This is a genomic window from Streptomyces sp. NPDC029164 (genome assembly GCF_055563995.1).
Map to the genome: position 1 here is coordinate 1 of NZ_JBVHWW010000039.1, position 12,587 is coordinate 12,587.

Below are 12,587 nucleotides of genomic sequence, written 5' to 3' on the forward strand. Positions count from 1 at the left end.
TGTGGGCAAGGGTTGTGGGTGCAACCCCCTTGTCTCTCGGGGCCTCCCCAGGGGGGGGGGCCCGGGGCGGGGGCCCCCCCCCCCCCCCCCGGGCACCGTCCTGCGATGTGGATGCCCCGAGCCCGCCCTCGTCACGATCGGATCTGCACGTGGTGATGAAATGTGCGCGATGCACTGTGACTCGTCACGCTGCTGAGCTGCACTGTCGTCTCGGGAGTCGAACCCGATGCGCTGCTCTCCGCGCGCCAGCCGGGCCGGTAACCGCCGGCCCTCGGTTGTGCACGCCTCCGGAGTGACTACCTGCTCCACATCGTGGGTCTCAGTCCAGGAGGTCGGCCTCCCAGTTGGTGCGCTGGATGCGTACGTCGATCTCACGGATCTCGCGGGCGGCGTCGTCGGCGCGAGCGCGCAGCTCGGCGACGGGCAGCGCGGGGAGCACCATCAACTCGGAGCGCAGCTGGCGGCCGTAGCCTCGTTCCCCGCTGCCGGCGGCGGCGTCGGCAGCCGAGGTGAGCACGGAGTGGTGCAGGCGCAGGGTGTCGCGGCGGGCGAGGGCGTCGGTGAGTGTGCCGTCGGCGCCCATGTCGACGGCGGCGTTGGTCCGGTTGATGCGCCGGATCAGGGATTCCAGGGTGTCGAGGGTCTCGGTGGCCTCGGCGAGCAGCACGGCCGGGTCTTCAGCGGGGGTCTCCCCCTCTTGGTGGCGGGCGTTGGCCACGATGCGGGCGCGTAGCTGTTCGACGCGGCGAACCGCCTCGGCACGATTCGCCAGTGCTTCGCCGAGCTTCATCGTGGTGGTCCGTCCCTTGGTGCTGTTCGTCGGGTGCTCGTCGTGCGGTACTCCTGCGGTGGTCACCCTACGTCAGGTCACGCGCCGGCCCCCGTTCGTATGACCGGGGGAGGGCTCTTCCGGTGATTCGCGGGGTTTTGCGGGGCGAGCGCGTGGCGGGCGGGGTACGTCATCCTCGCAGCGAGGACGCCGAGCACCGTTGAGGAGACCAGCCATGTACGCAGCAGTCCGCAGGTACGAAGGCGTGACCGATCCGGCCGGAGCCGGGCGCCTCGTCGACGAGGGGTTCGTGCCGATCATGCGCCAGGTCCCCGGATTCGTGGCCTACTACTGGGTCGATGCCGGCCAGGGGGTGATGGTGTCGACCAGCGTGTTCCGGGACCGTGCGGGCGCCGACGAATCGATCGGGAGGGCGGCGGACTTCGTGCGGGAGAACCTCGCTTCGCTCCTCCCCAACCCGCCGCAGGTCACAGCGGGCGAGGTCGTCGCCTCCGCGTAGCGGCGTCGGACGCGCGCTCCAGCCACGCCGAGGGGCCTGGCCACCGCCTCCGGCCAGGACCGTGGCGGTGACCTGGACGCCGCTCGGGCGGTCTACGAGGCCGGGCACCGTGCGGGCGCGGCGGTTCGGGGTGCGATCCGCATGCGGGTCCCGTCCCACAGCACGGTTTCCGCGGGCAGGATCAGCAGGCCGGCCTCGCTGTCGCCCCAGGCTGCCCCGACGCGCCGGACGTGGACCGCGGCGCCGCCGGCGCCGGCCATGTAGACCGTCGGGTCGACCTCCCAGCCGCGCTCGGCCAGCCACTCCTCAAGCTGTGCCATGGCCGAGGCAGCCGCCCCGCGCGGCCACGTGTACGTGTTCTCGCCGTCCATGCCTTGTCCCCCCGTCGTGGTCGGCCATCCGGCCACGAGCGATGCTCTCAGCCGGCACTGACAACGGCCCGGCAATGTCACCGCCGCCCGATGGCCGTCCCGCTCAGGCCGGACGCGGCCGTAGGAGCACGACGAGCGTGCCGCGGCTGGCTGCCGCGGCACGCTCTTGTGGGTGGCCGGCAGTCACTGCCCCCGATGGAGTGGCTGCCGGTCCTGGTCAGCGGCGGTGGTTGTCGTGGTGTCCGCGGCGGCCCCAGCTCTCGGTGTCGATGACGCGTCCGCGGTCGTCGCGGAGGGTGGCGGTGTCGCGCTCGTCCCAGATCTGGTGGCGGCGGTCCTGGTAGACATCGCGGCGGGTGTCACGTCCCTTGCCGGTGTGGACCTTGACGCTGGAGCGGCCGTCCAGGCGGAGGTGGTCGAAGCGGTAGCGGTTGCCGTCCTGGTCGGTGAGGGTGAAGCCGCGCAGGTTGACGGCGCCCCGGCCGGTGTTCTTCACCTCGACCCATTCCCGGTTCAGGGCGCGGCTGTCGCGGCCGCGGCCGCGGCTTTCGTGCTGGACCTCGCCGATGACGATCGAGGAGTGCCGGCCGTGGTGGCCGCGCCGGTCGTCATCGTGGGCGGCGGCCGGGACGGCGGCGGCGCCGACCAGGGCGCCGGCGGCCAGCACCGCGGCGAGGAGGCGGCGGGTGGTGGGGGAAGCAGACATGCAGATGGCTCCTTGAACAATCGCCCGGCCCGGTGTGGTGCGAGCCGGGCGGGCTCCGTGCGGTTCCCGGCGTCCTGCCGAGGAGCCACACTTTGGCCCGCATCGTCGCCAACCGCCACAACTCGTGAGGTGTGTTTCTCAATGCGGACATGTCCGTAACTCTCGCTTGTAGGAGCCAAGCGTCAAGGCCCGGTTGACGTGCATCGCGCAGGGTTGGGTGCGGCCTCCGCATTGTCGGAGCAAGGGAGGTTTCAGCCACATAACCAGTTCATTCACGCCATGCCGTGCGCTGTGCGCCGAACGGGTTCCGGCTCTTGTAACAGCCGCCCCTGTCTCCAGGCCGTCATCGCCAGGCGGGATACTTGCCCGATGGACGTATCGAGGGCTGCCTGGGTCAACACGACGCACGATTGGTCCGGCCTCGTTGATGCCGATCATCTGGCGCACATCCGACGGAGCCCGGCGGAGTTCGCTCCGGACGGACCCTGGCACCTCGTCCTCGAGGTGCTTGCCTACGCCGCCGACGAAGCGTCGAACAACGGCGGGGGAAGCTGCGTCGTAGCCGTTCATCCCGACGGTTCGCTGTCCGTCCGGGATGACGGACGCGGCACCGACACCCGCGTGGACGAGCACGGCCAGGTCGTGAAGAAGCCGGTCATGGCCACGAAGGATCTCCGGTTCTTCGAATTCCCCCGCGCCGAGGCGTTGCCCGACGGCCATCCTCGGCGCGGCATGTCAGTGGTCGCGGCGCTCAGCGAGTGGCTCGCCCATACCAACCGCCGCCTCAACGGGGCCTGGACCCAGCGCTACGAACAGGGCGTGCCCGTCACCGGCCTTGAGCCCGTGGACGTTGACGGCACGACAGGAACGCTGGTCCATTTCAGGCCGGACGCCTCGCTGGGGTCGGTGACCGTGCCACCGGCCGGCGAGCTTTCGCGCCTGGCCGCGGTCTGGCCGCATCTGGAAGTCCACGTCGACGACCGTCGCAACGGCTGACGGATCAGCACGAGTTCAACGGCCTTGCGGGGTGTGGGACGACTCGGCGGACGCGGGGTTCTCAGCCGTGCGGTGCGCGCCTAGGCTTCCGACATGGCTGCTGACCTGCCGTCGTGTGGTGCCGGTACCGAGTTCGTCGGGCGGGCGTGCTCGCGGACGCCGTACGGGATTGGGTCGCGAGCGGGTCCCCGTACCTGTTCCTCACCGGTGGGCCGGGCGCCGGCAAGTCCGCCTCCGTGGAGCACTTGTGGGGCGGCGGCCCGATCGCGGGCACGGCGGTGCACCGGTACCGGGCCGCGAGCCGCAGCAGTTGCGACCCGGTGCGCCTCGCCGAGTCCCTCGCCGAGTCCCTCGCCGAACAGTTCAGCGCGACCGTTCCGGGGTGCGCAGAGGCCTTGACCCGGGTGGCGCGGGACCTGTCGGGGCGGTCCGGGGAACTGCGCATCGAGGGCACGGTCACGGCCGGTACCGTCCACCCCGACGCGAGCCTGGTCGGCGTACGGGTCACCCTCTCGCACGTCACCGCCGACGAGGCCTTCGAGCAGCTGGTGTGTCGACCGCTGGAGATCCTCGCCCCGGCGGAGCGGCCGATCGCCGTCGTCGACGCCCTGACGGGGCCCTCACGTACCGGGGGCGTCGGCAACTACCTCTACGTGCGCCATCTCACCGAGGAACTGGCCTCCGGCCTGCGCGGGACGAACGGCGTGGCCCAGGACCACACGCCGAACCACTGCTCGGCGCCGAACTCCTCGAACCGCTCCACCTCGGTGAACCCCAGCTTCTTCGCGACGCGCATCGCGCGGTCGTTGGCGGCCTGGGTGGTGAGCACCACCGGCTCGCCGGGCTGCGCGTGGGCGAACCAGTCGAGTGCCGCCGCGCACGCCTCGGCGGCGTACCCGCGCCCCCATGCCTGCGGCAGGAACAGGTAGCCGAGTTCGGTTTCCCCGGCTTCCGGGCGGACGTGACCCGGGCGCTCCGCGTCGCGCGGATCGAGTGTGGTCATGCCGATCATCGCTCCGTCGAGCTCGATCACGAACAGGCCGGGGCGTCGCCCGGGCACCTCGGGCATCGCACGCTCGAGCTCGTCACGTGGTCGGGAGCCGCCGATGTGAGTGCCCACTTCCGGCGAGGCGAACAGCTCGATGAACGCCGCACGGTCCCGGGCCTCGGACTCACGGAGCACGAGCCGCTCGGTCCTGATCGGGGCGGGCGGCCAGGCGGCAGGGTGCACGGTGATCTCATCCGGCATGGAACGGCTCCTGATCCCCCTCGGCCACACGGTTCGACCTCGCATGGCCACGGCATGCAACGACTTCTGACGTCGCCGCACAGGGAGACGCGCTCCGACGAGACGTCAGTTGCGGTGGTCCGGATGCCAGGGCGAACGGATTCCGGGCCGTCCAGGGGCAGATCACCGCGGTCCGCGTCGTTCTGTTACGGGGCCATGACACTCCAGCACTTTTGAACACGCTCAATAGTCGCTAGGTTCTTGAACATGATCAAAACTGGGTACGGGGCATGGGTCAGCGAGTTCCAGGCCGAGCGGGAGCGCCGGGCGGCTCTGGGCGATCCCGACTGGGGGAAGGGCGCGCCACTGCCGGCCGAAATCGTCCGCAGCATCCAGAAGTTCCAGGTCGGCGAGGACGGCGACGGCTCCGCGCTCTGCGGCAAGGCCGATCTCGCGGGTGATCCGGTCTACTCCGAGGCGGTCCGGCTCTTCATCGCCGAGGAGCAGAACCACGCGCGCATGCTGAAGCTCCTGCTGGCAGCCGGTGGGGCGGGCACCCTCGACGGGCACTGGAGCGACGCGGCCTTCGTCCGAGTACGGCGGCTGCTCGGACTGCGGGTGGAACTGCTGGTGTTGATGATCGCCGAGGTGGTGGCGCTGGGGTACTACCGGGCCCTGCGCGACGGCGTCGCCGACCCGCTGGCCTCCGAGGTCGCGGGCCGGATCCTGGCCGACGAGGAGCGGCACGTTCCCTTCCACTGCCTGCGCCTGCGCGAGGGCCTCGCCGGGCTGCCGCGGCCTGCCCGCCGGGCGGTGACGGCCGGGTGGCGCGCGCTGCTGGCCGGCGCCGCCGCCCTGGTCGCAGTGGACCACGGCCCGGCCTTGCGGGCGTTGGGGGTGGGCCGCGGTGCGTTCGTCGTGCGGACCCTGCGCTCCTCCGCGTGGATGGCCCGCGCGATGTCGGGCGGCCCGGTTCCCGCACCGGCGGGCACGGGCGCGGGTGCGGGGGTGTGACCCTTGCCGTTGTCGGGGGACGGGGGCGGCCGGGCGCCTGTGCCTGAGCCGTTCATGGCCTGTGGTGTACTCGGCCGATGGACATGACTTCCCGGGAGGTCCGCCTCCCCCTCGACCAGGTCGTGGCGGTGCTGCAAGACCTGAACGAGTTCGTCGTTTCTCTCGACAGGCTCAGATCGCGCCAGGGGGCCGGAACGGCCGACGACCGCACGGTGGGCCAGTTCGTCGACGACTGGGACGTCCTGCGCCGGCTGGCCCACGCCCGGTACGTCATCGACGTGGCGCTCGACGCGCAGCTGAGCGAAGAGGAGAACCTGGAGATCGACGCGCTGTGTGAGCAGGGCCGGTTCTTCGGCGGCCGCACGTAGGGCCAACGGGCAGGGTCCTCGAGCACGCGGGCGCCGAAGGCCTGACGGTTGCCGTTGCTCGTCACTGGTGCGGGATGGCGATGCCGGCCGCGCGCAGGTTCGCCTCGACCAGTGCGTTCAGCCGGGCGATGGACGGTGCCCGGTCTTCCCGGTGGTGGTTGACCAGCCCGTAGCGGGAGGCGGCGTCGGACCGGTTCCGAAATCCGGTCGGCGTCGTCAGCAGTGCGCGGTTGGTCAGCAGCTTGTCGGTCAGCGCGGACGCCAGCTCCTCGATCCGGGGATCGTCCGGATCCCAGGACCTCGCATCCCATCCGCGCCTGGCCAGTTCGACGAGCTCGGGATCGTCAACGGATCGTTCGAGCCGGTTCAGGAAGCTGTCGAAGATCTCCGGAACCAGCGCCCGGGCGAGTACCAGCGCCTCCCGATGACCGGCCACGTAGTCGGGATCGAAGCCGAGATCGGCGAGTCGGTCCAGGACCGCGCAGGCCCGGTCGGGCAGCAGGACCCGGTCTCCCCTGTGACGGTCGGCCAGGGACCGCACGGCGGCTGGAGGCGCCGGGCCCCCCGCCGGGCCGGGCGCCGGCTGTCACAGCACTCCGAGCTTCTCCTCGACGGCCTTCACCGCGCCGGTGACGCCCAGGAAGGTGGCGCCGGAGGAGCCGATCGCGACGAGCGCGCCCGCTCCCAGATGACGGAAGAGGATGAAGGCGACGAGCGCGCCGACGGTCCCGCACAGGACGGCGATCAGGAGCGCCATGACCTTCTCGGTCCTCGACGGTCCCGCGGCGGCCGCGCCAAGGGCGGTCGGCACATGGGGGATTGCCGGGGCCACGGGGTCCTGGGGGCTCGCCGGGGCCGGCGGGGTGACGGGTTGGTCTGCCATCGGGGGACCGTCCTTCTTCGTGCCCTGCCCCTGCCCTCGTGAGAGGAGGGGCGGCCGCCGCGGTGGCGGCCTGAGAACCAGGAGACGGGACCGGTCGACGGCCCTCCAGAGCTTCACCCCTACAAGAAAATCTTGTAGTCAACTGTGTTCGTTTTGTACGTCGTTCACCCCGTTCACGCAGGTGGCAGGCCTGGCCGAACATCAGTACACAAGATCGACATCAGAGTGTATACGCCACTGAATGAGACATTCAGCCGGTAAGGGATGCTGGGTGCTTCGCGCGAGTCGCAAAGGAGCGGCACACAGTGAGTACTTGGCGTGATCTGCTGACCGAAGCCGGCCATTGGGGGGAGTACCGCGGGGCCCTGCGAGCCCTGCGGAAGGACGAGGGTCCCAGCTTCAAGGACATGGCGGTCCGGAGTGAGGAGCTGGCCACCCGCAACATCCCGGGCGTCACGTCCTGTTCGATCGGCACCCTGCACAAGCTCACCAACCCCGAGCTGTACAGCGCGCCGAAGTGGGGCCAGGTGGAGGTGTTCGTACGGGCCTGCTCCGAGCACGACGCGGAGCGGGGCGGGGAGGTTGACGCCGAGGGGGTCCTCCGCCTGTGGAAGGACGGGTTCCGCAGGTTGAAGGGCGATGTGCCACCGCCGGATCTGCCGGAGCAGCCGGATCTGCCAGGTCGGCCGGAGTGGAAGGGGAAGCTCGGGCTCGTGGCCGCGGCAGGAGTGGTCGTCGTGCTGGCCGCCGGCGCAGTGGCGTTCAACTGGCCCCTCTCCGGCGGCTCGGGCGACGACGGGAAGCCCGATGCGCCCGCCTCGTCGGCGCCGAGCAGCACCCCGGCACCGACGCCGACGCCGAAGCCGACACCAACGCCGAGCGTGGCGGCGCCCGTCACGAAGTCCGAGCGGTTCCCCTCGCGCATCGCGTGGTCCGACAACGGCGGGTCGACGATCGTGCAGGTCTACTCCGACTACACCGACAGCGTCCAGGGCCGTGGGTCCCTCACGGGCCACGCCTACGACCTGGGCCAGGACCTGGTCGTGCAGTGTCAGGTCGCCGGGCGCACCGTCCCGCTCGGCAACTACCGCGGTCCCGCGAAGCGCAACGGCCTCTGGTACCGGATGACGACGGGCGAGTACATCCCCGCCATCTACGTCGACACCGGCCGGGACTCTCTTCCCGCCTGCTGACCGCCCGTCCTCAGAAGCGAAGGGGAATATCCATGACGTCCGATTCCCGTTCCCGATCCACCCCGCCCCGCGGGAAGAACCGCCGGGTGGCGCTCAGTGCCGCCGCGGTGACCGCGATCGCCGTCGCCGCCGCCGGGATCGGCTACGTGGCCGGACACTCCGAGCCGGCCACCGACGACAAGGCCGGCCTTGAGGTGGCCGGCAAGCCCTCCGCCCTGCCGTTCCCGGAGATCACCCGGACCTCGGGGCTGAGCCGGGTGAAGACCGACAGCCGGGGCTACCCGGTCAAGATCCGCCCCTGCCCGGGCCTGGCACCCCAGGGCAGCCACGACTGCCAGGGGGTGATGCAGCTGGAGGACGGCGCGGCGGTGCAGATGTGGTGCCTGCAGGACGGCATGGCTCCCGAGGGCTACCCCGCCACCCACAAGCGGTGGTTCTACGTGATCCAGGCCGCCGGCAGCCCGAAGCCGGGCGAGACCGGATGGATCTACTCGGCGCTCATCCCTCCCTCCGAACAGATCCGGGTGCCCGACTGCACCATCGAGCGGATCCTTGAGGCCGGACCGCTGCCACCGGCCCAGCCCGACCCCGACCCCGAACCCACCAAGGCGCCCGAGCCGACCCACGCGCCGCCGTCCCCTGCCCCGCCCGCCACCGAGGCGCCCGTACCGACGGCCACCACACCCGTCGCGCCGTCACCGGCCACGCCCCCGCCTCCGCCGCCCGTCAGGCACACGGTGCGCGAGCAGAGCGGTAGCCACGGCTCACCCACCTTCCTCACGCCCCGCAACGCCTCCGGCCCGGGCGAGCGGATCCCCGCGCACGCCTGGGTCGAGGTGGAGTGCAGGGTGCACGAGCCGGGGATCAAGACCGCGAACCCCGGCGGCTGGTGGTACCGCGTCGCCTCCAGCCCGTGGAACGGCCGCTACTACGCCGTCGCGAACACCTTCATGAACGGAGACACCCCCGGCCAGAAGCCCCCCACCGATACGGACTGGTCAGTTCCGGTCTGCTGACCGCGCGGCCGGGGGACGGCATGGCCGGAGCGTGCGGAAGCTCGACGGAGGCTCAACCGGCGGTGGCCGGCTGCCGAGCTGCGAACCACCTCCTGCCCGCGGCCCTCGCGCGCGGAGGTTTGCCCGACTGGATCTGGAGGTATCTCTAAAATTAGAGGCATCTCTAAGTTTGTGAGGAGCGAGGGGAGGGGGAGTGCCCGTGCCGACAGAGCGCGTGCAGACAGCCGAAGGAGGGCTGCGCGAGCAGCACAAGGCCCGGAGGCGGTTCAGGATCCTCGACGCGACGCGCGAACTCCTGCGGGAGGGCCCCGAATCGGTGATCAGCACCGAGCGGATCGCCGAGCGGGCGGAGGTCTCCCCGGCCACCGTGTACAACCTGATCGGACCGCGCGAGAAGGTCTGGGAGGCCCTCGCCGACGGGTTCACGGACGAACTCGAGCACCGGCTGGCGCAGCTGGGAGCCGGTGACCCGCAGGAGGTCGTCAGGTCGACCGTCCGGCTCTTCGTCGCCGACCCGGTCGTCTCCCGTCGTATGGTGCGCGGCTGGGAGGAAAGCGGCCTCGTACTCGACCGCAGTCCGCTCGTCCAGCTCCGCCGGGCGATGGCGGACGCACGGACACGCGGTGTCCTGCGCGCCGACGTCGACACCGACGCGCTGGCCGCCGTGGTCAGTACCGCCTGTGTGGGCGCGCTGCATCGGTGGGTCGCCGCCTTGATCGATGACGAGAGGTTCCTCGCGCATGCCCTGTTCGCACTGGACGTCGCGCTCGCCGCGGCGGCCGCGGATCCCCACCGCGACCAGCTGCTGGCGCCGCTGCGAACCCGGGGCGCGGTATGACGGCCGGCCCACCGCCACGGCGCCGGGACCTTGTGGGACACGGCGGGATCCGGCTCGCGGCGGACGTGTGGGGCGAGGAATCCTCTGCCCCTCTCGTACTGCTGCACGGCGGCGGCCAGACGCGGCACGCCTGGGGCCGCACCGGTCCTCGGCTGGCCGCGCTGGGGTGGTGCGTCCTCGCCCCGGACTTGCGAGGGCACGGCGCCAGCGCATGGTCGGCCGACGGCGACTACGCCCTCGACCTGTTCGCCGGTGACGTCCGGGCGATCATCGCCCAGCTCGGCGGCCGGCCGGTGCTCATCGGTGCCTCACTCGGAGGCCTGGCTTCGCTGCTCGCCGCCGGAGAGGCCCCGCAGGCAGCGATCCGCGCCCTGGTGCTCGTCGACGTCGCCCATCGACCGGATCCCCGCGGGTTCCGCCGGATCGTCGCGTTCATGCGAGGCCATCCGGACGGATTCGCCGACGTGGCGGAAGCGGCCGCGGCGGTGTCCGCCCACCTGCCGCACCGCCCGCGGCCGTCCGACCCCGAGGGGCTACGGACCAACCTGCGACGTCACGGCGACCGCTGGGTGTGGCACTGGGACCCCCGGATGCCGGACTGCTTCGAGGGCCGGATGGACCCGCCGGGCATGGCGGAGCGTCTCCTCGGCGCCGCGCGCCACGCCGACGTGCCGATCCTGCTCGTCCGCGGCGGAATCAGCGACGTGGTGCGCGACGACGTCGCCGAGCAGTTCTGCGACAGGGTTCCCCACGCGCGGCGCATCGATGTCCTCGGCGCCGGGCACATGGTGGCCGGCGATCGGAACGACCACTTCCTCGAAGCGATCGTCCCGTTCCTGGAACTCCTGGAAACGGCCGGATGAGCGACCCGCGCACCAGGTCGTCGATCGCGGCCGGCGGCTTTACCGCCGGGACGCCCCGAGGGTCTCGTCGGCCGTCTCGAAGCGGTGGTCCGTCGGCTTCAGCACCTCGTGGAAGTGGCCGAAGTAGTCCGTTTCGGCCGTCCCCGCGAGTACGGCCAGCAGGAAGGCGAGGCACCCCGTGTCGTGGGCCTCCCACAGCGGTCCCCGCCCCTCGTTGTAGAGCACGGTCCACTGGTCGGGGTGCTGACCGGGCCGCGCCAGCCAGTACAGGAACGCCCCCGTGCCCTCCTCGAACGCCCACGGCAGGACCCGCGCCCCCGCCTCCAGCAGGCCGGCCGGCTTGTCCTCGCCCATCTCCCACAGGTCGGTCAGGATCTCCTCCCGTTCCACCGTCTGAGCGTGCAGATCGCAGTCGTCATAGGCGGAGTCGGGGACGAGCAGCCAGATCGTCTCGTCGAAGATGCCGTCGCCGTACGCCTCGACGAGCTGCTTGTAGTCGGAGGGCAGAGCCGTACCGAGGGCACGTTCGGCCTGCGCCCAGTCCACCGCGGGCGGCGCAACGGCAGGCGGCGGGCAGAGGCGGACGAGGGCGTCAATGGCGGTCACGGAGCGGACGCTACGGGAAGCCCCTCCCCGTGCCCGCGGGCGGGGTCGCCAGGACTCCCGACAGAGAGGCGGGGGCGGAGCCGGTGGGTCAGGGGTGTTCCGACCGGGCGTAGAGCCTGGCGGCGAGGGGGCCGAGGGCAGTGCCGTAGCTGTGGGAGTCGTCGCTGCTGACGTTCACGGCGACCACTGTTCCCATGCCCGCCGGATCGAGGTCGACGATGTACGGGCCGCCGCTCGAACCGACGCCCATGAGACAGGGGATCCGGAAGAGCTTCGGCTCGCGCCACGGCTGCTTGCCAGGGCCCTCGCAGTGCAGCACCCGGCTCGTGTAGGGGTACCCGAACTGGTGGGTGGGGTTTCCCGGTTTCGCCCCGAAGGCGATCCTCTGTGCTCCGACCACCGCCGAGACGGCCCGTCCATCCGCGGTGGGGTTCATCTCCAGCATCGCGACGTCGTTGCCGTCGGCCTGCCAGTCCTCGGCCATGTGCACCCTGCGTACGGTGAATCCGCCGTGGGGGCGCTGCCCGTCCCGGTAACCGGGAACGAAGTACAGGTTCTCGTCCCAAGCCGCCGTCCTCGAAGACCCGTTGGAGAGGCTCGTGCGCACGCAGTGGGCCGCGGTCACGACGGTGGTCGTACCGACGACGGTCGCGGTGCAGGCCGCGTCTTGCCCGCCCGTGGTAAAGATGCGGCCGACGGTCTGGGCGATGGCGCCGCCCTTGTCCCATTCCGGCTGCACGAAGTCCTCGGACCGCTCGGTCTTCGCCATCCGGGCGATCCCGTGGCTCACCCAGTACTGCTCGACCTGCTGCTGGTCGGCCGTACTGAGCGCCGCCTCATGGGCCAGGACCTTCGCCTCCGCTGCCGCGGCCTCGGTTGTCTTCGCAGCGTAAGAGGCCGGTCCACATCCGGCGACCGAAACGAGCAGCACCCCTGCCGCCGCCGCCCAACCCCGAGCTCGTCTGAATGTCATGTGTGCTTCCGCCCCCCAAGATCAGCTCAGGCTACTTCAAGGCGCGGACCTGGTTCTCAGCGCAGCCATCAACGAGTGGTTGTGACTCCTTCGGTTCGCCTGGGCGGGGTGCGGGTGGCGAGCAGTTCCAGCACCAATTCCACGATGAGACCGGGCTGTCCCACGAACGGGGAGTGGCCCGACTGCCACTCGCGCACGCCGGTGCAGCGCGCTGCCATCCTCCGCTGGAGGGCTGGGGGCGCG

General features: G+C 71.3%; 16 protein-coding genes and 1 pseudogene. 8 read left to right on the forward strand and 9 right to left on the reverse strand.

Annotation, left to right across the window (positions count from 1 at the left end):
* Window positions 1-319 precede the first annotated feature (319 nt).
* Complete coding sequence (locus ACZ4VT_RS30760; protein ID WP_467954728.1) at window positions 320-790, reverse strand: DIP1984 family protein; 471 nt, start codon at window positions 788-790, stop codon at window positions 320-322.
* Window positions 791-1,004: 214 nt separating this feature from the next.
* Between ACZ4VT_RS30760 and ACZ4VT_RS30765 the strand changes: the two genes are divergently transcribed.
* Complete coding sequence (locus ACZ4VT_RS30765) at window positions 1,005-1,289, forward strand: hypothetical protein (RefSeq protein WP_467954579.1); 285 nt, start codon at window positions 1,005-1,007, stop codon at window positions 1,287-1,289.
* 92 nt (window positions 1,290-1,381) lie between these two features.
* Here ACZ4VT_RS30765 and ACZ4VT_RS30770 read toward each other — a convergent pair whose 3' ends face one another.
* Both ACZ4VT_RS30770 and ACZ4VT_RS30775 read right to left on the reverse strand, forming a co-directional pair.
* Entirely contained in the window at window positions 1,382-1,660 is a 279-nt protein-coding gene (locus tag ACZ4VT_RS30770) for a hypothetical protein (RefSeq protein ID WP_467954581.1), read from the reverse strand.
* A gap of 217 nt (window positions 1,661-1,877) precedes the next feature.
* A complete protein-coding gene (locus ACZ4VT_RS30775) occupies window positions 1,878-2,366 on the reverse strand; it encodes a lamin tail domain-containing protein (RefSeq protein WP_467954582.1) in 489 nt (162 codons plus the stop codon).
* Between the two features lie 369 nt (window positions 2,367-2,735).
* On the opposite strand from ACZ4VT_RS30775, the gene ACZ4VT_RS30780 reads away from it, so the two are divergent.
* Complete coding sequence (locus ACZ4VT_RS30780) at window positions 2,736-3,362, forward strand: ATP-binding protein (protein ID WP_467954584.1); 627 nt, start codon at window positions 2,736-2,738, stop codon at window positions 3,360-3,362.
* A gap of 649 nt (window positions 3,363-4,011) precedes the next feature.
* Here the strand turns inward: ACZ4VT_RS30780 and ACZ4VT_RS30785 are convergent.
* Window positions 4,012-4,611: a GNAT family N-acetyltransferase gene (locus tag ACZ4VT_RS30785; RefSeq protein ID WP_467954586.1), complete on the reverse strand. Its 600-nt coding sequence runs from the start codon at window positions 4,609-4,611 to the stop codon at window positions 4,012-4,014.
* Between the two features lie 246 nt (window positions 4,612-4,857).
* On the opposite strand from ACZ4VT_RS30785, the gene ACZ4VT_RS30790 reads away from it, so the two are divergent.
* Both ACZ4VT_RS30790 and ACZ4VT_RS30795 read left to right on the forward strand, forming a co-directional pair.
* Entirely contained in the window at window positions 4,858-5,604 is a 747-nt protein-coding gene (locus ACZ4VT_RS30790) for a ferritin-like domain-containing protein (RefSeq protein WP_467954588.1), read from the forward strand.
* A gap of 77 nt (window positions 5,605-5,681) precedes the next feature.
* Complete coding sequence (locus ACZ4VT_RS30795) at window positions 5,682-5,972, forward strand: hypothetical protein (protein WP_467954590.1); 291 nt, start codon at window positions 5,682-5,684, stop codon at window positions 5,970-5,972.
* Between the two features lie 61 nt (window positions 5,973-6,033).
* On the opposite strand, the gene ACZ4VT_RS30800 is transcribed toward ACZ4VT_RS30795, so the two are convergent.
* Together ACZ4VT_RS30800 and ACZ4VT_RS30805 are read right to left on the reverse strand one after the other, a co-directional pair.
* Entirely contained in the window at window positions 6,034-6,513 is a 480-nt protein-coding gene (locus ACZ4VT_RS30800; protein ID WP_467954592.1) for a hypothetical protein, read from the reverse strand.
* A 45-nt stretch (window positions 6,514-6,558) separates the two neighbouring features.
* Window positions 6,559-6,855 carry a DUF1294 domain-containing protein gene (locus ACZ4VT_RS30805; protein WP_467954594.1) on the reverse strand — a complete coding sequence of 99 codons (297 nt, stop codon included), beginning with the start codon at window positions 6,853-6,855 and terminating at the stop codon, window positions 6,559-6,561.
* Between the two features lie 305 nt (window positions 6,856-7,160).
* On the opposite strand from ACZ4VT_RS30805, the gene ACZ4VT_RS30810 reads away from it, so the two are divergent.
* The 4 genes from ACZ4VT_RS30810 (at window position 7,161) to ACZ4VT_RS30825 (ending at window position 10,765) form a co-directional block, all read left to right on the forward strand.
* Window positions 7,161-8,048: a hypothetical protein gene (locus ACZ4VT_RS30810; protein WP_467954596.1), complete on the forward strand. Its 888-nt coding sequence runs from the start codon at window positions 7,161-7,163 to the stop codon at window positions 8,046-8,048.
* A 32-nt stretch (window positions 8,049-8,080) separates the two neighbouring features.
* Window positions 8,081-9,064 (forward strand): hypothetical protein, encoded by a 984-nt coding sequence (locus tag ACZ4VT_RS30815; RefSeq protein WP_467954598.1) that lies wholly within the window; start codon window positions 8,081-8,083, stop codon window positions 9,062-9,064.
* A gap of 199 nt (window positions 9,065-9,263) precedes the next feature.
* Window positions 9,264-9,902 (forward strand): TetR/AcrR family transcriptional regulator, encoded by a 639-nt coding sequence (locus ACZ4VT_RS30820; RefSeq protein WP_467954600.1) that lies wholly within the window; start codon window positions 9,264-9,266, stop codon window positions 9,900-9,902.
* A gap of 32 nt (window positions 9,903-9,934) precedes the next feature.
* The gene (locus ACZ4VT_RS30825) at window positions 9,935-10,765 is read left to right on the forward strand and encodes an alpha/beta fold hydrolase (RefSeq protein WP_467954602.1); all 831 of its coding nucleotides are present in this window, start codon (window positions 9,935-9,937) and stop codon (window positions 10,763-10,765) included.
* Between the two features lie 39 nt (window positions 10,766-10,804).
* On the opposite strand, the gene ACZ4VT_RS30830 is transcribed toward ACZ4VT_RS30825, so the two are convergent.
* From ACZ4VT_RS30830 to ACZ4VT_RS30840, 3 genes and pseudogenes are all read right to left on the reverse strand, one after another.
* Window positions 10,805-11,371: an SMI1/KNR4 family protein gene (locus ACZ4VT_RS30830; RefSeq protein WP_467954604.1), complete on the reverse strand. Its 567-nt coding sequence runs from the start codon at window positions 11,369-11,371 to the stop codon at window positions 10,805-10,807.
* Window positions 11,372-11,459: 88 nt separating this feature from the next.
* A complete protein-coding gene (locus tag ACZ4VT_RS30835; RefSeq protein ID WP_467954606.1) occupies window positions 11,460-12,344 on the reverse strand; it encodes a trypsin-like serine peptidase in 885 nt (294 codons plus the stop codon).
* A gap of 68 nt (window positions 12,345-12,412) precedes the next feature.
* Window positions 12,413-12,580: pseudogene (locus ACZ4VT_RS30840) on the reverse strand (alpha/beta hydrolase); the annotation flags it as partial.
* Between the last annotated feature and the right edge of the window lie 7 nt (window positions 12,581-12,587).